Raw genomic sequence first — 24,776 nt, 5'->3', positions numbered from 1 at the left:
AGTGATAGGTGTCTGGCGTCGTTGGCTCACCTCGGTGTGGGCCAAGCTTGACGCGGCTGGACCTCGTCCTTAACGTCAGATCGGACTGCTCGGCAACTGTCGACCGTCATTCTTTTCGTCTTCGCCGTGCCGCGAGCGAAAAGTCCGGCTTACGCTGGGGGTGGAATTTTATTTTCGGCTGCACTCGTGCTGGTCCGGATAGAAGCGTGGAGAGGGGTGCCGTGAAATCCCTGGATGGTGCTGTTGGCGCTGTAGGCCCGTCCATTCCCGTGTTGTTCGAGCATCGCGTCCGGACGGCACCCGATATGATTGCGATTGAATTCGGCGACTATTCCCTGACGTATCGGGAATTGAATGAACGATCCGATCGAGTGGGTCGCGCGCTCGCCGGGGCCGGGATCGCGCCCGAGTCGGTGGTAGCGGTGTGCTTCCGTCGGACGCCGGAGTGGGTGATCGCGTTCCTGGGGGTGCTCAAGGCGGGGGCGGCCTACCTTCCGGTGGATCCCCAGTACCCGGCCGAGCGCATCGCTTACATGATCGAGGATTCGGGGTGCGAGCTGGTCCTGACGGACGCGGCGACCCGGCGTACGCTTCCGGCGTTGCACGTACCGATAGCGGAGTCGGACCTGCTCGACGACGGTGACGTCCGACCGAGCCCGCCAAGATCGGCTCAGAGCGCCTGCATCATCTACACGTCGGGGTCGACCGGCAGGCCGAAGGGCGTGTCGGTCTCCCACGGTGGGTTCGCCTCGCTGATCGAACAGGCCGGAAGCATCGGAATCGGGCCACGGAGCCGGATCCTTCAGGCGGCCTCGCCGGGCTTCGGCGCCTCCGTGTGGGAGCTGTGTTCGTCGTTGTTGTCGGGCGCGACGCTGGTGCTGGCGGCCGAGGACGACCTCGAGCCCGGCCGTCGGTTGACGGACACCATGACAGCGAAGGCGATCTCCCACGCGACACTGACACCCGCTGTGGTAGCCGCGCTGGAACCGAGTTCGGCGCCGACTGTGGAATGTCTGATATTCGCCGGTGACACCACGCCCCCGGAACTGGTGTCGGCCTGGGCGACCGGACGCACGGTGATCAACGGATACGGATCGTCCGAGACCACCATCTGCAGCACCATGAGCGACCCGTTGGCCGCGGACGGACGGATGCCGCCCATCGGGCACGCGATAGTCAACGCCGCCGTCCACGTTCTCGACCCGTGTCTGCGCGAGGTGCCGCCGGACACGATCGGCGAGCTGTACGTCTCCGGCCCGTTGCTCGCCCGCGGCTACCAACGACGCCCAGGGCAGACCGCGGAGCGTTTCGTCGCCGACCCGTTCGGCCCGCCCGGCGCCCGGATGTACCGGACGGGAGACTTGGTTTCGTGGACCGTCAGCGGCGAGCTGATGCTCCATGGCCGGGCCGATACGCAGATCAAGGTCCGCGGCGTGCGGATCGAACCCCTTGAGGTGGAAGCGGCACTTACCGCGCACCCCGGTGTCGCGGACGCCGTGGTCATCGCTCGTGAGCTGGGCGGGAGCAAACATCTCGTTGGCTACGTGGTGCCGGTGGCGGGTGCGGAACGCTCGCCCGGCGACATCGCACTGGGTTCCGCGTTCTCCATGAGCGATCTGCGTAAGTTCGTTGTGCGACGGTTGCCTTCCCCGATGGTTCCCGCCGCCTTCGTCGTGCTGGACCGGATCCCGTTGACACCGAACGGCAAGCGCGACAGGGCCGCGCTCCCGCAACCGCGGATGTGGCGCGCGGAGTATCGAGCACCGCGTAACCGGATCGAGGAGACACTCGCGCGGCACTTCGCCGACGTGCTCGGGCTCGACCGGATCGGGATCGATGATGACTTCTTCGCGATTGGCGTCGACAGTATCCAGGCGATCCAGGTGGTGTCGCGATCGCGAACGGAGGGGGTGGAGATCAGCGCTCGCGCGATTTTCGAGCAGCGGACGGTGGCGGCACTCGCCGGCGAGGTCGGTGCGCGGTCGACGATCGAGCCGGTCCCTCGCCTTGTCGAGCGCGAAGGAGGCGGTGTCGGCGCATGCCCCCTGTTGCCGGTCGCGCGGTGGCTCCGCGGTGGTGGGCCCGGGTTCGACCGCTTCCCGCAGGCCATGGTGCTCCGGCTGCCCGAAGGCATCGGCCAGGCCGATCTGACCGCGGCGTTGCGGATGGTGGTCGAGCACCACGACATGATGCGGATGAGCCTGACCCCGGACGAGGTCGTGGTGAGGCCGCCGGGAAGCGCGGAGGTCGCGCTGGAGCGTGTTCGTTGGGACGGCCCGTGGGATGAGGCGTGGCGCCGGCGGGCGGTGCTGGAACTGGACAAGGCGGCCGCGGCCATGGACCCCGCCGCGGGAGCGGTCGCTCGGTTCGTCTGGTTCGACGGGAACCCGGGCCGATTGATGATGGTCCTGCATCCCCTGGTCGTCGACGGTGTGTCGTGGCGCATCCTGTCCTCCGACCTCGCCACCGCGTGGGCGGCTGTGCGTGACGGAACATCGCCCCGGCTGCCCGAAGCCGGGACGTCCATGCGCCGGTGGGCGCAGGTGCTGGCCGATGAGGCGCACAGCCCGAAGCGGCTGGTCGAGCTGCCCCTGTGGCGGTCGATCCTGACGGGCTCGGACCCGGTGCTCGGAGCGCGGCGTCTGGATCCCGAGGTCGATGTGCTGGGCACCGTCCACGAAAGCACCGTGACACTTCCGGCAGCGGTAACGGATGCGCTGCTGACGAAGGTTCCCGCGGTGTACCACGGCGAGGTGACGGACGGGCTGCTGGCGGGCCTGGCGCTGGGACTGGCGCAATGGCGGCGCTGCAGGGGGATCGGCGACGCGTCCTTGCTGATCCAGCTCGAGGGCCACGGCCGGGAATCGGACGCGGTCCCGGGTGCCGACCTGACCCGGACGGTGGGGCGCTTCACCACAGTGTTCCCCATCCGGCTCGATCTCTCCGACGTCGACCTCGACGACGCGATGGACGGCGGTCCGGCGGCGGGCGCGGTCATCAGACTGGTGAAGCAGCGCCTGCGGTCGATCCCTGACAAGGGAATCGGCTACGGCCTCTTGCGGCATCTCAACCAGGACACCGCCGACGCGCTGAGCCAGTACTCGACGGGCCAGGTGAGCTTCGGTTACCTGGAGCGTTTCGACTCGACGGATACCGCGGAGTGGAGCCGGGTCGACGTACCCGAACTCGCCCGGCCTCGCGTGGCCAAGGACGCACAGGCGCCCGTGCGCTCGGAACTGGACATCGACGCGGTTCTCACCGAGGGGCCCGAAGGGGCACAACTGCGCGCCGTGTTCGCGGCGCCGGCCGGTGTCCTGGCCCCGCGTGAGGTCGACGAGCTGGCAGGCCTGTGGCGTCTCGCGCTGACAGCCCTGACCCGGCATGCGGCCAGTCCTGATGCGGGTGGGCTGACTCCGTCGGACGTCCCGTTGGTGTCGGCTACCCAGGCGGAGCTGGACGGGTGGGCGCAACACCTGACGAACCTGGTGGACGTGTGGCCGTTGACGCCGTTGCAGTCCGGGTTTCTTTTCCACAGCATGTCGAACGACTCGAGCGTCGACGCCTATCAGGTGCAGTACGTGTTGCACATATCGGGTGACGTCGACGCGGAGCGGATGCGGACGGCCGGGCAGAAACTGCTGGATCGACACGCGGGCCTGAGGTCGGCGTTCGTCTCCGGGCGCAGCGGAGATCTCGTACAGCTCATTGTCGCCCGTGCCGAGCTGCCATGGTGCGTGGTCGATCTCGAAGATCTCGGCGAGACCGACCGGAGCGAATCGTTCGAGCGGCTACTCGCCGAAGACCTGCGCACGCACTTCGATCCCTCGGTGCCGCCGCTGCTGCGGATGACGTTGGTCCGGATGGAGCCCAACGCCGCCGAACTCGTGCTGACCGCGCACCACGCACTCTTCGACGGCTGGTCGGTGCCGCTGATGCTGCGGGATCTGTTGTCGCTCTACAGTCCAGGCACCACCGAGTTGCCCCGGGCCCGAGATCAGCGGGATTTCCTCGCTTGGTGGGCCCAGCGCGACAAGCATGAATCGGCTGCCGCCTGGAAACGTGAGCTTGATGGCGTGGGTGAGCCGACGATCGTCGGGGAGAACACGCGTCGCTCTGAGGACGGCGAAGGTATCGAGCACGTGGACGTGCCGCTCAGCGCAGCCGAGTCCGCGTCGCTCATCGCGGGCGCCGCCGAGCTTGGGGTCACGGTGAACATCGCGGTTCAGGTGGCCTGGGGCCTGGTGCTGACCAAACTGACGGGCCGCCGGGACGCGGTGTTCGGAGCGGTGGTCTCCGGTCGCCCGCCCGCGGTGCCGGGGGTGGACGAAATCGTCGGCATGTTGCTCAACACGGTACCGGTCCGAGTGGACTGCGCTCCGGCGAAGAGCCTCGCCGGCCTGCTGGGCGAAATGCACGAACGGCAGGCGGCGCTACTGGATCATCATCACCACGGTCTCAGCGAAATCCACCAGGCGACCGGCACGTCGGCGCTGTTCGACACGATCGTCGGATTCGAGTCGTTTCCTCTTGACCGGACAGGTATCACGGCGGCCGGTGAAGCCGCCGGACTGGCGGTGACCGGTATCCGCTCCTTCATCACCAGCCACTATCCGCTGGGGCTCATGGTCTTCGTCGACTCGGACAGTTTTCTCCGCGCTTCCGTGCAATACCACCGAAACGCGTTCGACCGCGCCGACGCCGATGACGTGGCGACCATGCTCGCCCGGATCCTGCGGCAGATCGCGGCCGATCCGACGGTGCTGGTCGGCGCACTCGACCTCGCACGACCCGCGGGCTCCGGTGACCGGGCCCGCGCGGGGCGCCCGACCCCCGCGACGACCGTCCCCGACCTTCTCGCGTCACGGGCGATGCGAACGCCGGACTCGGTCGCGCTGCGCTGCGCCGGCGCCTCGCTGACCTACCGGGAACTCGATGCCCGGTCGGGCGAGGTGGCGCGAGAGTTGATTCGTCGCGGTGTCGGCCCGGAGACACCGGTTTCGGTACGGTTGTCGCCGTCGCTGGATCTCGTGGTAGCTCTGGTTGCGGTTCTCCGGTCGGGCGGCTGCCTGGTCTCCACGGACAGGGCGGCGGAGTCGGTGCTGACCGCGCTGCCGGTCGGTATCGGTGGTGATGACGTGCCGCCGCCGGACCCGGCCCGGCTCGCCGCGCTGCTCGACGTGCTGGGCTATCCGGAAGGTCGCAGGACCGTCATGGTCAGTCACGCGAGCCTCGCGGCTCGCCTGAAGGACGCGGCATCGGACACGTGCTTGACCACCCGTCTCGCCGGTGACTTCGGCCTATGGCTGGTCGACGTGCTCGCCGCCGTGTGCCTGGGCGCCGGTGCCGAGATCGTCCGGGACAAGGACGGGCTGAGCACGGCGGCGCCGCTAGAGCTTTTTCACGGCGAAACAGGTTACGCGTCCGCGAGTGTGGCGGTACGCGTTCTCGATGCCTGCCTCCGGACGTCGCCTCCGGGCGCCGAGGGCGAGCTGTACGTCACGGGCCCAGGGCTCGGTCGCGGTTACCAAGGGCAGGCGGCGGCGACGGCGGCATGGTTTGTCCCGGATCCTTTCGGGACGGCCGGTTCGCGCATGTTCCGTACCGGAGACCGGGTGCGGCGCGACCGGGGCGGCCGGGTGACGTACGTGGGCCGCACGGACGGCCAGGCGACGATCCATGGCGTCCGGGTCAGTCTCCCCGCCATCGAGGCCGTGGTGCTGGAACACTCCAATGTGGACGATGCCGCGGTGGTCGCCAAGGCACGGGACGACGACACGTGCCTGATCGGCTATGTGGTGGGCGCCGGACTGGATACCGAGGATCTGGCCGACTTCGTCGCCCGGCGGCTGCCGAAACCCATGTTTCCCGACGCTTTCGTCCGTTCGGACCGCATCCCGAGGCTGCCCGGTGGCAAGGCCGACGTCTCGATGTTCGCCTCAGTGGAAACGACCGACAACAGCTCCCGTTCGCCGCGCACCGACATGGAGAAGGCTCTCTGCAGGCTTTTCGCCGAGATCCTCGAGGTCGAAGAAATAGGAATCGACGACGATTTCTTCGAGCACGGCGGGACCTCGTTGCTGGCGACCCGTATGAACAGCCGCATCCGCAGGGAGATCGGCGTGGACTCATCGATTCGGACCATTTTCCAGCATTCCAGAATTGTCGAACTGGCACGCGCGCTCGAGGATGCGGACGACTCCAGCATGCCCAGCCTGCGCAAGATGAATCGGAGCGAACAGTCGTGATCCCGCTGTCGTTCGCCCAGCGCCGGTTGTGGTTCATCGGCAAGCTCGAAGGCCCGTCCGCCACCTACAACGTGCCGTTCCGGGCCCGCATCGACGGACGGCTTGACGTCGCGGCGTTGCGTGCCGCGCTGCGCGACCTTGTCGCACGGCACGAGAGTTTGCGCACTCTGATCGTGACGGACGACAACGGCTTGCCGGCGCAGCGGGTACTGCCAATGGACGAGGTCGTACTGGACCTGCCGGTGGCCGAGGTGACGGCAGGCGGACTGGACGCCGTGGTATCGGCGGCGGCCGAACAGGTCCTCGACATCGAGGTCGAGATTCCCGTCCGGGCCTCGTTGTTCCGGTGCGGTCCGGAGCGGCACGTCCTCATCCTGTTGATCCATCACATCGCCAGCGATGGAGAGTCGCTGGCGCCACTGGCTCGTGACCTGACCGCCGCCTATACCGCGAGAGCCGGCGGTACCGCACCCGACTGGCCGGAGCTACCGATCCAGTACGTCGACTACACCCTCTGGCAGCGGGAACTGCTGGGCGACGAATCGGATCCGGACAGCTTGTTTTCGACACAGTCGGAGTACTGGCGCGCGGAACTGGAAGGTGTGCCCCAGCCGATCAGCCTCCCGCTGGACCGGCGGCGGCCCACGGTGGCCAGCCACCGTGGCGACGTGGTCGGTGTCCGAATAGGACCCGAGCTGATCGCGGCGATCGACACGCTCACCCGCGAGCAGGGCGTCACCTCCCCGATGGTCCTGCAGGCGGCGCTGGCCGTCCTGCTGCAGCATCTCGGGGCGGGCACCGACGTGGCCATCGGGTCGACGATCGCCGGACGCACCGATGAGCAGCTCAACGACCTGATCGGCTTCTTCGTCAACACCTGGATCCTGCGCACCGACCTCTCCGGCAGCCCTTCGTTCGGCCAGGTGCTCGCCCAGGTCAAGGAGAAGGCGCTCAACGCATACGATAATCAGGAAGTCCCGTTCGAGCGCCTGGTGGAGCTGATCAACCCGGCTCGCTCGACGGCCTACCATCCGCTGTTCCAGGTGATGTTCACCTGGGGGGACGATATCCAGCTCGATCTGGAGTTCGCGGGCCTGACAGCGCGGCTCGACGCGCTGGCGACCCGGACGGCCAAGTTCGACCTCGAGTTCAACTTCTTCTCGGACCCCGACGGGCCGGGCTTGCTCTGCTACCTCCAGTACGCCACCGATCTCTTCGACCGCGAGACCGCGGCCGAGATCGCCGAGCGGTACCTCCGCGTAGTACGGCAACTCGCCGGTGCGCCGGAACGGCCGGTGGCACTCGTGGACACGATGACCGAGGCCGAGCGGAGCCGATTGCTCGCGACGTCACGAGGCACCGTGTCCGAGGTGCCGCCGCTGACTGTTCCTGACATCGTCGACGAACGGGCCGAGGCTCATCCGGATCGGGTCGCCGTGGTGTGCGACGACGACGCGGTCACCTACGGCGAGCTGCGCAGGCGTGCCGACCAGGTGGCGAACGCTCTGGCCAGGCTTGGCGCCGTGCCGGAAACCCTTGTCGGCCTGGCACTGCCACGCACCGTCGACCTGGTGGCCGGAATGCTCGGCATCCTCAAGTGCGGTGCCGCCTATCTGCCCATCGATCCCCGGTATCCGAGCGCCAGGCTGGTCACCGTGCTCGCCGAGGCCCAGCCACTGGCGATCCTCACCGACAGCGCGACCGCGCCGACGTTGCCCGCGACGGAATCGCCGTTTCTCCTCATCGACCGAGACGTCGACGGCGAGGGCGACACCGTGGACGGCACTGTGGTCCGCGCCGCCCGGCCGGACAACACGGCGTACGTCATGTACACCTCCGGGTCGACAGGAAAACCCAAGGGGGTGGCGATCACCCACGCCGGAGTGATCAACGGCGTTCGTGACCTCGCGGATACGGTGGGCATCGGTCCGCTGTCCCGCATGCTCTCGGGGACCTCGATCAGTTTCGACGTGTCCGTGTTCGAGATCGTCACCCCGCTCTCCGTGGGCGGGTGCGTCGAAATCGTGCGCGACGGTCTCGTCATCGGGGAGCGAGGCGGCTGGTCGGGTGGCGTCATCAGCGCGGTTCCGTCGGTGTTCGCCGGTGTTCTGGACGAGATCGCCGACAAACTGACGGTGGACGCGCTGGTGTTCGCCGGTGAGGCGCTTCCCACGTCTCTCGTGCGCCGGGTACGCGCGGCCCTGCCAGGCGTGCGGGTGATCAACGCTTATGGACAGACAGAAAGCTTCTACGCCACGACCTGCACCCTGGCCGACGAATCCGGTGACCGGCCCACGGCGCCGATAGGTTCGCCGCTGGCCAACATGCGGTGCTACGTCCTGGGCACCGGCCTGCGGCCGGTCCCCGCCGGCGTTGTCGGGGAACTGTACGTCGCGGGCGCCATCGGACGTGGTTATCACGGCCGTGGTGAGCTGACCGCCAGCCGATTCGTCGCCGACCCCTTCGGCCCTCCCGGCGCGCGGATGTATCGCACCGGCGATCTCGTCCGGGTCGACCACAATGGCGTTCACGAGTATGTCGGCCGCAACGACGCGCAGGTCAAGGTCCGAGGTGTCCGCATCGAGACCGGCGAAGTGGAGGCAACGCTCACTGCGCATCCCGGTGTGCGACAAGCGGTCGTTGTCGCGTACGAGGGGGGTGGAGCGAGCAAGCAGTTCGTCGGCTATGTCGTTCCGAACGGCGCGGAACAGGGTTTCGGGAACGTGGCGAGCCTCGGCGACCTCACGGTCGATCTAACGGCCACATTGTCGGTGCGGGACCTGCGCAGGTTCGTCGCCGAGCGGCTGCCCGAGTTCATGGTCCCGTCGGTGTTCGTCGTGCTCGACCGCCTGCCCCTGATGTCCAACGGAAAACTGGATCGGGATTCCCTGCCCGAGCCGGAGTTCACAGGCGAGCGGTACCGAGCTCCGAGCACCCGCGTGGAGGAGGTCCTCACCGGCCTCTACGCCGACGTACTCGGACTGGAGCGAGTCGGCGTCGACGACGACTTCTTTTCTCTCGGTGGCGACAGCATCCGCTCCATCCAGATCGTGTCCCGTGCCAAACGTCTCGGAGTGACGATCACGCCGCGAGACGTTTTCGACTGCCGGACCGCCGCGGAGCTCGCGAGGCGGTCGGCGGAGAGTCCCCTTGCCGAGGATGGACCGATCCTGGCCGAGTTCGACGATGGCGCGGTCGGCTGGATGCCGCTGCCGCCGGTGGCCCGCTACATCATGGAGCTGGGCGGCGATCCGGACCGGTTCGCCATGGCGATGACCGTCGATCTGCCGGCGGAGATCGACGAAGCGCGGCTGGTGGCAACACTGACGGCGGTCGTCGAGTGTCACGACGCGCTACGGTCGAGGCTCCTGCCGGACGGCCTGCTGGTTTCCGCACCGGGGTCGGTGGAGGTCGCTTCCCTCGTCCGTAAGGTCGGCTGGGACGCGCCGTGGGACCAGGACTGGCACGAGCGAGCCGCGGCCGAGCTGGACGCCGCCGGCGGCCGGCTCGACCCGGCCGACGGGATCATGGCGCAGTTTGTGTGGTTCGCGCCTGCCCATGGCGCGGGCCGGCTGCTGATCGTGTTGCACCACCTCGTCGTCGACGGGGTGTCGTGGCGTGTTCTGCTTCCCGACCTCGCCGCGGCGTGGAAACAGGTACGAGACGGAACAGCTGTCGCCCTGTTGCCCGCCACCACCTCGATGCGCCGATGGGCGCATGCTCTGGCCGACGAGGCAACGTCCGCGCGGCGCATCGCGGAGTTGCCGGCCTGGCGCGAAATCCTGGGTACCGAAGATCCGGTCCTCGGGGCACGACCGCTGGATCCCACCGTGGATGTCATGTCGACCATGGAATATCTGTGGCTGCGGGTGCCCGCGAAAGCGACCGAGTCGGTGTTGACCACGCTGCCTGCCTTGTACCGCAGCGGCGTCCACGATGGTCTGCTCGCCGCCTTGGCGATGGCCGTGACCCAATGGCAGCGCAGGCGCGGTGCCAAGGGTTCCTCTGTGCTGGTCCGCCTGGAGGGGCACGGCCGGGAGGAGGAGGCGATCCCCGGTGCCGACCTGTCCCGGACCGTCGGCTGGTTCACCACGATGTATCCGGTCAAGTTCGATCTGTCCGGAATCGATCTCCGCGAAGCGTTCGCCGGATCCGGACCCGCGGGTGACGCGGTCAAGGCCGTCAAGGAGCAGCTTCTCGCCGTGCCGGACCGGGGAATCGGCTTCGGGCTGCTGCGCTATCTGAACCCGGAGACCACGGAGATCCTGCGGCACTATCCGATGCCGCAGATCGGGTTCAACTATCTTGGCCGGTACTCCTCCTCGGACATGCCGGAATCCCTGCGGGATCTGGGTTGGTGCCAAGCAGAGGGGACAGCGGGCCTGGTCCCCGGGCCGGACCCGGACATGTCCGCTCTGGCGGTCCTCGACATCCACGCACTGGTAGTGGACACCGAGGAGGGCCCGGCGTTGACCGCCCGCGTCGGCTACGCGACGAACATCCTCACCCGCGACGAGGCGCGCGAGCTGGTGCGCCTGTTCGAATCGGCGCTGGAAGGGCTGGCCCGGCACGCGGGCGTTTCCGGTGCCGGTGGCATGACCCCGTCGGATCTGCCGCTGATTTCGGCGAGCCAGGACGAGATCGTCGCCTGGGAACGCACGTACCCGGGTTTGCGTGACGTGTGGCCGTTGACACCGATGCAGGAAGGGCTGCTGTTCCACGCGCAGCTCGCGGGACCGGGCTTCGACGCGTATCAGATGCAGCTCGTGCTGCACCTCGCCGGCCCTGTCCAGCCGGGGCGAATGCGGCGCGCCGGCCAGGCTCTGCTCGATCGCTATCCCAACCTGCGCGTGGCGTTCGCCCTCGACGCCGGCGGAGATCGGGTGCAGGTCGTCCAGGACCGGGTCGAGCTGCCCTGGCGCCACATCGATCTCGGTACCGTTTCCGCGCAGGAGCGTCAGGCACGGCTCGACCGGCTGCTCGAGGAGGATCACGAGCGCCACTTCGACCTCGCCGAGGCGCCGCTGTTACGCCTTTCCCTCGTGACGCTCGGCGACGGCCGGTCCGACTTGGTTCTCACGGCGCATCACGTGCTTCTCGACGGCTGGTCTATTCCGCTGCTCATGCAGGATCTGCTGCGCCTTTACGCGTCCGACGGCGACCGATCGGGACTGCCAAGAGCACGGAGCTACCGTGACTTCCTCGAATGGCTGGCCGTCCAGGACCACGCGTCGGCGAGAGCCGCCTGGTCCGAGGAATTGAGTGGTATCGACCAGCCCACACTGCTGCTTCCCGAGCCGGCCGGACAGCGCACGCCGGCGGGTATCGGCCAGGTCGACGTCCCGTTGAGCGGAGCCGAGGTCCAGGCGCTCGCACGACTCGGCGGCGAGCTGGGCCTGACGATGAACACCCTGGTGCAAGGTGCCTGGGCTCTCGTGCTGGCTTATCTGACCGGACGCCGGGACGTGGTCTTCGGCGCCGCGACGTCCGGCCGTCCCCCGGACGTGCCCGAGATCGACTCCATGGTCGGCTTGTTCATCAATACGCTGCCGATCAGGGTCGACTGCGATCCGGCGGACACGCTGCGGCGGATGCTGATCTCGTTGCAGAGTAGGCAGGGCGCCCTGCTCGCCCACCACCACTACGGGCTGCTGGACATCCAGCAGGCGACCGGACTGACCGCGTTGTTCGACACCCTGGTCGGGTTCGAGTCGTATCCGATCGACACGGTCGCCCTTGCCGAGGCCAACGACGCGGCGGGCATCGAGATCACCGGAGCCAGCCCGTTCAGCGGCGCGCACTACCCGCTGGTGGTCATGGCGTTCGCGGAGCCCCAGTTGCGCATTGCCCTGCAGTACCAGCACCACCTGGTCGATCGCGGCACCGTCGAGGCGACGGCGGCCCGGTTCGCGCGCGCGCTCCGGCAGTTCATCGCCGATCTCGACGTTCCGGTCGGTGCGGTGGACCTGATCGAGCCCGCGGAACGTGCCCAGCTGATCAGTGGTTTCAACCGCACCGATGTTCCCCCGGTGGCACAGACGATCCCGGACCGGATCGCCTGTCACGTGCGGGCGCAGCCCGATGCGGTCGCCGTGGTCTGCGGCGAGACCGTATTGAGCTACCGCGACCTGGACAGCCGGGCGAGCCGGCTCGCTACGGTGCTCGCCCGGCATGGCGTGGACCGGGAGACCGTCGTCGGTGTGGCGCTGCCGCGTTCGGCGGGTCTCATCGTCACTCTGGTGGCTCTGCTCGGTGCCGGTGGCGCGTACCTGCCGATCGATCCGGAATACCCTCCGGAGCGCGTGGCTTTCATGCTGCGCGACACCCAGCCCGCGCTTGTGGTCACTACGGCCGAGTTCGCCGAACGGTTCGCCGAGGACGACTGCCCGCTGCTGGTCCTCGACGATCCCGCCACGGTGGAGGCGATCGACCAGGCAGGCCCGTCGATCCCGCGTCCGGGGCATGCCGATCAGCTGGCATACGTCATGTACACCTCTGGTTCGAGCGGCGTCCCGAAGGGCATCGCCATCCCGCACCGCGCGGTCCTCGGCCTGGCCGACGACCATCGCTACCGCAACGGCGACCACCAACGGGTGCTGGTGCATTCACCGCAGGCGTTCGATGCCTCCACCTACGATCTGTGGGTTCCCCTGCTCGGGGGCGGTCGGGTCGTGGTGGCGCCCCCGGGAAGGCTGGACACCGGCGCGCTGGCCGCGTTGCTGGCCGAGGGCGGCATCACAGGATTTTGCCTGCCCACCGGGTTGTTCCGGGTCGTCGCCGAGGAGCATCCGGACTGTCTCGCCGGGATCCGCGAGGTCTGGACCGGGGGCGATGTAGCGCCTCCCGCGGCGGTCGCACGCGTTCTGCGGTGCTGCCCCGGACTGTCCGTCGTCAACGGTTACGGCCCGACGGAGACGACCACCTTCGCCACGTGCTACCCGATGCGTTCGCCGGACGACATCCGCGATCCGGTGCCCATCGGGAGCCCGATGGACGGGATGCGCGTCTATGTTCTCGATTCGGCGCTGCGCCCGGTGTTGCCGGGTGTGGCGGGCGAACTGTACATCGCCGGAAACGGGTTGGCCCGGGGTTACGCGCAGCGGCCAGGGATGACCGCCGAGCGATTCGTGGCCTGCCCGTTCGGTGCGCCCGGCGACCGGATGTACCGGACCGGTGACCGTGTGGTCTGGAGCGAAGAAGGTGAACTGGATTATCGCGGTCGCGCGGACGAGCAGGTCAAGGTCCGGGGTTTCCGGATCGAGCCGGGTGAGGTCGAGGCGACGATCCTGACCCACCGCGGGGTCGGTGAGGCCGTGGTGGCATGGAACGACGACGGCAGTGGTGAACGGCGGCTTGTCGGTTACGTGGTACCGGGCGTGGACGATGCCGGCGAGATGGACGTCGCCGACCAGGTCGACGAGTGGCGGCGGCTGTACGACGACCTGTACGCCGGATCGGACACGGAGCTGGGGGAGGATTTCAAGGGCTGGAACTCCAGTTATGACGGCGCGCCGATCGCTCTGCCCGAAATGACGGAATGGCGGGACGCGGTGGTCGATCGGATTCTCGCCTGGTCGCCGCGGCGGTTACTGGAAATCGGTGTCGGCACTGGTTTGTTGTTGTCGCGGCTGATGCGCGAGGTCGAGGAGTTCTGGGGTACCGACATCTCGGCCCCGGTGGTGGAGCGGCTGAACCAACAGGTGGCACAGGCGGGGTACGACGATCGGGTCTGGCTGCGTACCGCGGCCGCCGACGAGATCGACGATCTCCCGGAGCACCACTTCGACACGATCGTGCTGAACTCGGTGGTCCAGTATTTTCCCGACGCCGATTACCTCGACCGTGTACTGACAAGCGCGATGAACCTGCTGGCGCCCGGCGGCCGGATCATCGTGGGCGATATCCGTTCGGCGACCTCCCTCCAGTTGTTCCACACAGCGGTGCGGCGTGCCCACTGTCCGGACGAGCCCGCTTCGGCCGCCCGTGCGTCAGTCGCGCGGGCTGTGCTCATGGAAGAGGAACTCGTGCTCGACCCGGAGTGGTTCCATGTCTGGGCAGGTGAGCATCTGGCAGTCGCGGACGTCCGGCTCAAGAGGGGCAGGGCGCACAACGAGCTGACGCGTCATCGCTACGAGGTCACCCTGCACAAAACACCGCACACGGCAATCGATCTCGGGGCGGCGCCGGTGCTGCGGTGGGGGCATCATCTTGACCGGCTCGCCGAATCGCGCCGGCACTGCGACGCCGGGCCGGTCCGACTCAGCGGTATCCCGAACGCTCGGTTGACCGGCGAAGCGGCAGCCGCCGCCGCGCTCTCGCTGACCGCGCGTTCCACGCACGGACCGGAACTCGATCCGGAGGACGTGGCCGACTGGGCCGCGGAACACCACCTGGGAGTGGTGCTGACCCCGTCCGCGGACGCGGATTGCTTCGACGCGGTCGTGATGCCCGAGCGGATGGCGCGCGGGCGGGTGCTTGCCGGCACGTTCGTCCCGGTCGGTCGGTCGAGCCGGACGCTGGCCAACAGTCCGAGGAAAGCCCGGCGGATCGGCGCGCTCATCGGTGAGGTGCATGACCTCCTTCGCGATCGGTTGCCCGGCTACATGGTGCCGGCGGCCATCATCGCGATCGCCAGGATTCCCCTGACCGCCAACGGAAAGGTCGACCGCCGCGCGCTCCCCGCACCGGACTATGCCGGCCAGGTCTCGGGCCGCGGCCCGCGCGATCCGCGTGAGCAGATCCTCTGCGGCTTGTGTGCCGAGGTACTCGGTCTCGACCGGGTCGGTATCGATGACGACTTCTTCGCACTCGGCGGACATTCGTTGCTGGCCACCAGGCTGATCAGTCGGATCCGGACGACCTTCGGCGTGGAAATCCCCATTTCCACGATCTTTCAGGCCCCGACCGTCGCAGAGCTGGCCGAGCGGCTCTCGCCAGGAACGCGAGTTCGGCCCAGCTTGCGCCCCATGGCACAGCGGCCGGAACGGTCACCGATGTCCTACGCCCAGCGGCGGCTGTGGTTCATCGACAGGTTCGAAGGTCCTTCGGCCACATACAACGCGCCGGTCCCGCTGCGTCTGATCGGCGAGCTCGACGTCCCGGCGCTTCGACAGGCGATGCGTGATGTGGTCGTCCGCCACGAGAGCCTTCGTACGATCTTCGCCGAGGACGCCGAGGGTATCCCCTACCAGCGTGTGCTGCCGGCGTTCGAGGTCGGCGTCGACCTGCCGGTCACCGACGTTCTGCCGGAGCAGGTCGAGGACGCCGTCGTGGCGGCCGCCGCCCACGCGTTCGACCTCACTACCGAGATTCCGATCCGGGCCTCCGTGCTGCGATGCGGTCCCGGCGAACACGTGCTCGTGCTGGTGTTCCATCACATCGCGATGGACGGTTCGTCGATGGCCCCGTTCGCCCGTGACCTGGCTTCGGCCTACGCCGCTCGCCGCGGTGGGAGCGCGCCGGCCTGGGCCGACCTGCCTGTCCAGTACACCGACTACACGCTGTGGCAGCGGGAACTGCTGGGAGACGAGTCCGACCCGGACAGCTTGATGACGAGGCAGTCCGCGTACTGGCGTGCCGAGTTGGCGGACGTCCCGTTACCCCTGACGCTGCCGACCGATCGCCCGCGCCCGCCGGTCGCGAGTCACCGTGGCGACATCGTCGAGTTCACTGTGGACGCGGGCACGATGCGAGTGGTCGAAAAGCTGGCCCGCGACCATGACGCCACGGTCGCGATGGTGTTGCAGGCGGCCGTGGCGGCGCTGCTGCTGCGCCTCGGCGGTGGAGAGGACCTGACGATCGGCTCGCCGATCGCCAACCGGACCGACGAGCAGCTGACCGACCTGGTGGGGTTCTTCGTCAACACCTGGGTCCTGCGTATCGGCGTTTCCGGTACCGAAAGCTTCACCGGCCTTCTGCACAAGGTGCGGGACCGTTCGCTGGCGGCCTACGAGAACCAGGATGTTCCCTTCGAACGATTGGTGGAACTCCTCAATCCGGAACGGTCGACCGCGTATCACCCCCTTTTCCAGGTGATGTTCGCCTGGCAGAACTACACGCGCGAGGATTTCGCGCTGCCAGGGCTCACCGCGCGTTTCGAACCCGCGCGGACCGGTACGGCGAAGTTCGACCTGTATTTCAACCTGGCCGATCTGCCCGGCCGGGGTGTGCTGGGGGTTCTCGAGTACGCCACTGATCTGTTCGATGAATCGACCGCGCGGAGCATCGCGGATTGCTTCGTGCGATTGCTGGCCGGCCTCGTCGCCAGCCCGGAAGATCGACTGGACGACGTCGAGCTGCTGGCCAAGGCCGAATGGCATCGGATAGTGGCGGAGTTCAACGGCACCGCGACGCCGGTCGCGGAGGCCACGGTCGCGGAGCTGATCGACAGGGCGGTCGCGTTATCGCCCGACGCAACTGCCATACAGTGCGAGGGCGCCGAACTGACTTACCGCGAGCTGAACGAGCGGGCCGGCGGCCTGGCGAGTGAACTGGCCGGGCGCGGCGTCCGCCCCGAGAGCGTCGTGGGGGTGGCACTCCCTCGCTCGATCGACCTCGTGATCGCCTTGCTGGCAGTGTGGAAAGCAGGCGGAGCCTATCTGCCGATCGATCCGCGGTATCCGAGCGCACGCCTGGGACTGGTCATCGAGTCGGCCCGTCCGGCGCTGATTCTCACCGACACCGAAACCGCGGGCGTCCTGGCCGGAAGCGACTGTCCCCACCACTACGTCGACCGTCCGACCACCGGCCGCGATGGTGTGGTCGCTACGCCACTCGTGAACCTCCGGCCCGGCAACACCGCCTATGTCATGTACACCTCCGGGTCCACGGGAACTCCCAAAGGCGTCGCCGTCACGCATCGCGGCGTGGTCAACGGGCTGACCCAGTTGATCGAGGCCATCGGCGTCGGCACCGGAAGACGGCGGGTGCTCGCGAGCACATCGGTCGGCTTCGACGTGTCAGTGTTCGAGATCTTCGCGACGTTGGTGTCCGGTGGCACCGTGGAAGTGGTACGCGACGTGCTCGCCGTGGTGGAGCGTGGCGGCTGGACGGGTGGTGTGCTCAGTTCCGTTCCCTCCGTCTTCGCCGAACTGATCGAACAGATACCGGAGAAGATCGACGTGGACACCGTCGTCTTCGCCGGTGAGGCACTGCCTGGCGCGTTGGCGCGCAGGGTCGCGCAGGCCGTCCCCGGTGTCCGCGTGGTCAATACCTACGGACAGACCGAGAGCTTCTATGCGACGGCTTTTCCGGCGGAGGAGGAGCCACCGCTGGGTACGGTGCACCTCGGCCGCCCGCTCGGCAACATGCGTGTCTACGTCCTGGGGTCCGGCCTTCGTCCGGTGCCGATCGGCGTGATCGGTGAGCTGTACGTCGCCGGGGAGATCGCGCGTGGCTACCACGACGAGCCCCGGTTGACCGCGAGCCGGTTCGTGGCCGACCCCTTCGGGCCGCCGGGAACCCGCATGTATCGCACCGGTGATCTCGCGCGCTGGGACGAAAACGGAGTACTGGCCTATGCCGGACGCGGTGACGCGCAACTGAAGATCCGCGGCATCCGCATCGAGCCCGGCGAGGTGGAGGCGGTGCTGGCCGCCCATCCTGGCGTCGCCCGGTCCGCGGTCGCCGTGCACGACGCCGGGACAGCGGGCGCCCGGCTGGTCGGCTACGTCGTACCGGAAGGTCTGCACTCCGATCCCCACGCCGATGTCGACCTGATCGCGGGTGTCACACGCGACGAGCTGCGCAGGTTCGTCTCCGCGCGGCTGCCGGAGTTCATGGTCCCATCGGTGATCGAAATCCTTGACCACCTTCCGTTGGGCCCCAACGGGAAGCTCGACCGCGCCGCGCTGCCGAGGCCGGCGTTCACGGTCGGCGAGTACTCCGTCCCGCGGTCACTCGACGAGGAGATCCTCGCCGCGGTGTACGCGGAGGTCCTCGGTCTGGACCGAGTCGGCACCAGTGACGACTTCTTCGCCATCGGCGGGGACAGCATCCGTTCGATCCAGGTGGTGGCCAAGGCCGCCGCGTTCGGAGTGGAGATCAACCCACGGGATATCTTCGAGCATCGCTCCGTGGCGCAGCTCGCACTGGCCGCGGCGGCTCGTCGCGGATCGGCGCGAGAACCCGTGCTCGCCGAGTTGGCGGGCGGGCCGGTGGGCAGGCTTCCGCTGCTCCCCGCTGCCAGGTATCTGACCGAACTGGGCGGCGGTATCGACCGGTTCTCCATGTCGATCGTCCTCGGCCTGCCGGACGATGTCTCGGATGTCGAGTTGGTCGCCACGCTCGGTGTCGTGCTGGACCGGCACGACGTGCTGCGGTCCCGGCTGGACGGCGACGAGATGGTGATCGCGGAACCGGGCTCGGTCGACCCGGCCGCGTTGGTGCGCCGCGTCCGGTGCGAGGCCGGCTGGGGATCGCCCGCCTGGCATGACCTCGTTTCGGCCGAACTCGACACCGCGACCGGGGAACTCGATCCGGCCGCCGGGGCGATGGCGCGGTTCGTGTGGTTCGACCGGGCGGATGGACAGGGCAGGCTGCTGATCGTCCTGCACCACCTCGTGGTGGACGGCGTTTCCTGGCGCGTTCTCGTCCCGGATCTCGCCGCCGCGTGGCAGGCCGTCCACACCGGCCGGACGCCAGTACTCGCCAGGGTGGGGACCTCGGCGCGTCGCTGGGCCCACGCGCTGGCCGAGGAAGCGACCAGCGCCGGACGGATGGCGGAGTTGCCGTTGTGGCGCCGGATCGTCGATGGCCCCGATCCGCTGCTCGGCGCCCGAGCACTGGACGGCTCGGTGGACACGATGTCCACTGTGGATAGTGTGCACATCGATGTTCCGGAGTCGGTGACCCAGGCCGTGCTCACCCGGGTGCCGGCACTGTTTCGCGCAGGGGTCAACGACGGGCTGCTCACGACATTGGCACTCGCGATCGTCAGATGGCGCGCCGAGCGGGGCGTCTCCGAGTCGTCCGTGCTTCTCCGGCTCGAAGGTCACGGGCGCGAGGAGCAGGTCGTGCCCGGCGCCGACCTGTCCCGCACCGTCGGCTGGTTCACCAGCATGTTCCCGGTGCGCCTCGATGTCGAAGGCATCGACATCGCCGATGCCTTCGCGGGCGGGCCTGCCGCGGGTGCCGCGGTCAAGGCGGTCAAGGAACAGTTGCTTTCCGTGCCGGACAAAGGCATCGGCTACGGCATGCTGCGCTATCTGAATCCGGGGACCGCGGCGGAACTGCGCCACCTGCCGGTCGGGCAGATCGGTTTCAACTACCTCGGCCGCATGGCGGCAGGCGAGGAAACACCGGGGGACGGCTGGGTGGTGGCGGCCGACTCGCTCGGCCTGCTCGCCGATTTCGACGAGGACATGCCTGCTCTGTCCACAGTGGATATCAGCTCGTACGTGACCGAAACCGCGGACGGACCCCGGCTCAGCGCCCGCTTCGCGTTCCCATGTGGACTCATGGACCGGTCCGAGGTGAGCGTGCTGGCCAGGCTGTGGGCCGACGCCCTCGAAGGCCTCGCGCGCCATGTGGCGGACCCCGAAGCGGGCGGACTCACCCCTTCGGACCTGCCACTGGTGTCGGTCCGGCAAGACCACATCGACGCCTTGTCCCGGCGATACCCGAGCCTGATCGATGTGTGGCCGTTGACTTCGATGCAGTCCGGGCTCCTGTTCCACAGCATGCTCGCCCGGTCGTCCTTCGACGCGTACCACATGCAGTTGGTGTTCCACCTCGACGGACCCGTCGACCCGGCCCGGCTGCGCGCGGCCGGACAGGCGCTGCTCGACCGCTATCCGAACCTGCGCACCGCGTTCGTCGACAGCTCTGGCACCGGTTGGCTACAGCTGGTGCTCGACAATGTCACCCTGCCTTGGACCGAGGTCGACCTGCGCTCGCTCACCGAGGCCGAGCGACAGGACAGTCTCGAACGGTTCCTGGCGCGGGACCATGCCCGGCACTTCGACCCGGCACAGCCACCGCTGCTGCGCATGTCCCTGCTGCGGATGGAAGCCGAGCGCTCCGAGTTGGTGTTCACGGCGAACCATGTTCTCTACGACGGCTGGTCGTTGCCTCTGCTCATGCGTGATCTGCTGCGCCTCTACGAAGCCGGCGGCGCCCCCGCGGCCCTGCCGCCGGCGCGCTCCTACCGCGATTTTCTCGTCTGGCTCTCCGCCCAGAGCGACGCGGAGGCCGCCGGCCGGTGGGCCGAGGAACTCGAAGGTGTCACCGAGCCCACCATGCTGGCCAAGGACGTCGAGCAGGGTGGCCTCGGCCAGATCGAGATCCCGCTGACCCCGGACGAGACGCGGAACCTGTCCCGGCGCGCGGCCGAACTCGCCATCACGACGAACACGCTGATCCAGGGTGCCTGGGCACTGCTGCTGTCCTCGCTCACCGGTCGCGAAGACGTGCTCTTCGGCGCGACGGTCTCCGGCCGTCCCCCCGTCATCGACGGCGTGGAGTCGATGGTGGGCCTGTTCGTCAACACCATTCCGGTGCGCGTGCGCTTCACCGCCACGGACACGTTCGCGACCGTCCTCACCGGACTGCAACAGCGCCAGGCGGGTCTGCTGGAGTATCACCACTACGGACTGGCCGATATTCAGCGTGCCGCCGGGCTGGGCGCGCTGTTCGACACGATCGTGCTGTTCGAGTCCTATCCGATCGACCGGGTCGGCCTCAGCGACGCGAACAGCGCGGGGGACATCGCGGTTTCCGGCATCCGTCCCCTTAGCGGTACTCATTACCCCTTGATCGTGGTGGCCGCCGCGGACCCCACGCTGCGTGTCGGCCTTCAGTATCAGGAGACCGCGTTCAGCGGCGACACGGTGGCCGGAATCGCGTCCAGGCTTCATCTGATCCTGACCCAACTGGCCGAAACGCCGGATCGGCCGATGCCGTCGGTGCGGCTGGTGGACCGGGAGGAGCGCGAGCTGCTGCTGCGTGAGGTCAACGCCACGGCAAGGCCGATACCGGAAGCCCCGCTGCCCCGCCTGTTCGCCCGCCAGGCCGAGGCCACCCCGGATGCCGTCGCGATCATCTCCGGCGATTCCGCCCTGACCTATCGCGAACTCGACATCCGGGCGAATCAGCTGGCCCACCACCTGATCCGGCGCGGCGCGGGCCCCGAAAACCGCGTCCTGGTGTGCCTGCCGCGCTCGCTCGACCTGCCGGTGGCATTGCTTGCCGTCCTGAAGGCGGGTGCGAGCTATGTCCCGGTCGATCCCCGGTACCCGCCGGCACGAACGGCGTCGATCACGCGGCACTGCGACCCGGCGCTCGTGCTGGACGCCGACGAGCTGCGGGCCGATCTCACCGGCTACCCCACCACCGCCCCGGCGGTCGCCACGGCGCCGGACAACGCCGCGTACGTCATCTACACCTCCGGCTCCACCGGCACACCGAAAGGTGTGGTCGTTTCGCACCGCGCGGTGGTGAATTTCCTGGGCGCCATGGGACGTGAGTTCGGGCTGCGACCGCGGGACCGGCTGCTGGCGGTCACCACGATCGCCTTCGACATCGCCGCGCTCGAGATCTACCTGCCGTTGCTGGCGGGGGCGGCGGTGGTCATCGCCCCGGCCGAGTCCGTGACCGAGCCCGCGACACTCGCGGGTCTGGTCAGACGGCACGAGGTGACGATCATGCAGGCGACACCGTCGCTGTGGCAGACGCTCGTCGCGCATGACAGGACCGTGCTGAGCGGAATGCGATGTCTCGTGGGCGGTGAGGCGCTCCCGCCCTCGCTCGCCGAAGATCTGCGGACCGCCACGGCGGACGTCACCAACATGTACGGTCCGACCGAGACCACGATCTGGTCGACCCACGCGCCGATCACCGGAGCGCCGCCGCCGATCACCGGAGCGCCGCCGTCGATCGGCGGCCCCATCGCCAACACGCGGGTGTACGTGTTGGACCACTACCTGCGACCCGTGCCGCCGGACGTGGCAGGCGAGCTGTACATCGCGGGCGCCGGCCTGGCCCGCGGGTACTTCGGGGAGCCCGGGCTGTCCGCCGGGCGGTTCGTCGCCGATCCCTTCACCGAGGGCGAACGCATGTACCGCACCGGTGACCTGGTCCGCTGGCGTGAGTCCGGCAGGCTGGACTACGTCGGCAGGGTCGACTTCCAGCTGAAAGTGCGTGGCTTCCGGATCGAGCCGGGTGAGCTCGAATCCGTGCTCACCACCCACGACGGCGTGTCCCAGGCCGTCGTCACGGCCCGGGAGGACCGGCCGGGGGATCACCGCCTGATCGCCTATGTGGTTCCGGCGGCCGGTGCTGCCCCGGCGCGGGCTGAGGTGGCGGGGCAGATCGAGGAATGGCGGGAGGTCTACGACCAGGCGTACCTGGCCCCCGAGTCCGTGCGGGCCGAATGGGGCGAGGATTTCGCTCTCTGGAAATCGGTCGTCACGGGCGAACCGATCCCGCTCGCGGAGATGTCCGCCTGGCGGGACGTGGCAGTCGAGCAGGTGTTGCGGTGGTCGCCACGGCGGGTGCTGGAGATCGGTGTCGGTTCGGGGCTGTTGCTTTCCCGTATCGCCCAGCACGTCGACGAGTTCTGGGGCACCGATCTTTCCGGCGAGGTGATCGAACGGCTGCGTGGCCGATGCGCGAGCGGGGTGCTCGCCGATCGTGTCCGGCTGTTCGCCGGAGCCGCCCACGAGACCGATGGCCTTCCCGCCGGCCATTTCGACGTGGTGGTGCTCAACTCGGTGGTGCAGTACTTCCCTGACATCGAATACCTGCGGGATGTCCTCGGCAGGCTCACCACATTGCTGAGCCCGACGGGACGACTCGTGATCGGCGATGTGCGTAATGCGGACTCACTGCGGATGTTGCACGCCGAGAGCTACCGTGCCGATTACCCCGGCGCCTCGGAAAAGGCCGTGCGTGCCGCGGTGGACCAGTCGGTGTCGACCGAACGGGAACTCGTCATCGCGCCGGAATGGTTCGACCGTTGGGCACACGAGCACGCCATGGGCGCCGATATCCGGCTCAAGCCCGGCCGTGCGCACAACGAGTTGACCCGGCACCGCTACGAAGTGGTGTTGCACGCCGGCGGAACCCCGGCTCTGCCCTTGACGGGCATTCCCGCCATGCCATGGAGCGGATGGGAACAAGCCGAGCGGTGGTGCCGGGAGCACCGGGACAACGGTCCGGTGCGGATCTCCGGCCTGCCCAACGCCCGGTTCGGCGGCGACGTCGATCCCGAGGACGTGGGTGCGTGGGCGGCCGAACGGGGCTGGGACGCGCTGGCCAGTCCGTCGAGTACTGGACCGGGCCTGTTCGACCTCGTCGTCTTTCCCGATGGTCCGGTACCCGGTGGAGCGGTGTCCGGCACTTTCGTCGCGTCCGGCGACATCGGCCGTCCGCTGAGCAACGATCCGGCGCGGGCGCGCCGCATCACCACACTCACCGCCACGCTGCGCGGCTACGTGCGGGAGCGGCTGCCCGAACACATGGTTCCTTCCGCGGTGGTGGCACTTGCCGAACTGCCCTTGACGCCCAACGGCAAGATCGATCGTCAGGCGCTTCCGGCACCCGTGTACGCCGCGAACGTCACCGGACGCCCACCGACCACCCCGCAGCAGGAGGTGCTTGCCGGGTTGTTCTCCGAAGTGCTCGGTCTCCCCAGCGTGGACATCGACGCCGACTTCTTCGAGCTGGGTGGTCATTCGTTGCTGGCCACCCATCTGATCAGCCGGGTCCGCGCGGCACTCGGTGTCGATCTGCCGATGCGCACGGTTTTCCAGTCGCCGACCGTCGCCGGGCTGAGCGAGTATCTGGTCCATGGCGGGGGGACGGACGGGTACACCGATCCCTTCGGCGTGGTACTGCCGATGCGTCCCGGTGGCGAGCGGGATCCACTGTGGTTCGTCCACCCCGGCATCGGCCTGTCGTGGGCTTACCTCGGCTTCGTCGACTACCTGAAAGAAGACCGACCGATCTACGGCATCCAGGCGAGGGGGTTCGGCGAAACGCCGATCCCGGCGTCGATCGAAGAGATGATCGACGATTACCTGGATCATGTTCTCCAGGTGCAACCGCAGGGTCCATATCATCTGATAGGACTCTCTCTCGGTGGGACGTTGGCGCATGCCATGGCGGCGGAACTTCACCGTCGGGGCCATCGGGTGGCGACGCTCGCCCTGCTCGACTGTGTTCCCGCCGAATGGTTCAGCCAGAACGAGACTCTCGATCATGTCGAGGCGCGTGCCTTCTTCGACAGCCACATCCCCGCCCTGACGAATCTTCCGCGCGACGACCGGACGTCACTCGCGGACAAGGCGTCCGCGGTGATGCTCGAGCACATGCGGATGATGAAGACCTTCGAATCGCCGACATTCCACGGCGACGCACTGTTCTTCAGTGCCACCGAGGAGGTGGCTGAGTCCTATGTGGACATGTGGGACGCGCATATCACCGGTGCGCTGCGGCGGCACGAGGTCCGATGTCGGCACGTGGAGATGCACCTGCCTGGGCCGGCCTCCGAGATATGCCGGGTCATCGCCGGCGAGCTCGAAGGGAAGTGAG

At 68.1% G+C, this 24,776-nt stretch carries 2 protein-coding genes; both read left to right on the top strand.

Annotated elements, in window-relative coordinates; all coding sequences use genetic code 11:
* Positions 1 to 8 precede the first annotated feature (8 nt).
* Positions 9 to 6,245 (top strand): amino acid adenylation domain-containing protein, encoded by a 6,237-nt coding sequence (locus ACFWY9_RS10135; protein ID WP_378338655.1) that lies wholly within the window; start codon positions 9 to 11, stop codon positions 6,243 to 6,245.
* Positions 6,242 to 24,775: an amino acid adenylation domain-containing protein gene (locus ACFWY9_RS10130; RefSeq protein WP_378338654.1), complete on the top strand. Its 18,534-nt coding sequence runs from the start codon at positions 6,242 to 6,244 to the stop codon at positions 24,773 to 24,775. The genes ACFWY9_RS10135 and ACFWY9_RS10130 overlap by 4 nt, the downstream gene beginning before the upstream one ends.
* Position 24,776 lies beyond the last annotated feature (1 nt).

This window comes from Amycolatopsis sp. NPDC059027, from assembly GCF_042739735.1.
Lineage (GTDB): Bacteria > Actinomycetota > Actinomycetes > Mycobacteriales > Pseudonocardiaceae > Amycolatopsis.
Note: the sequence above shows the minus strand (reverse complement) of the source record. Positions and strands in the feature narration are given on the sequence as shown.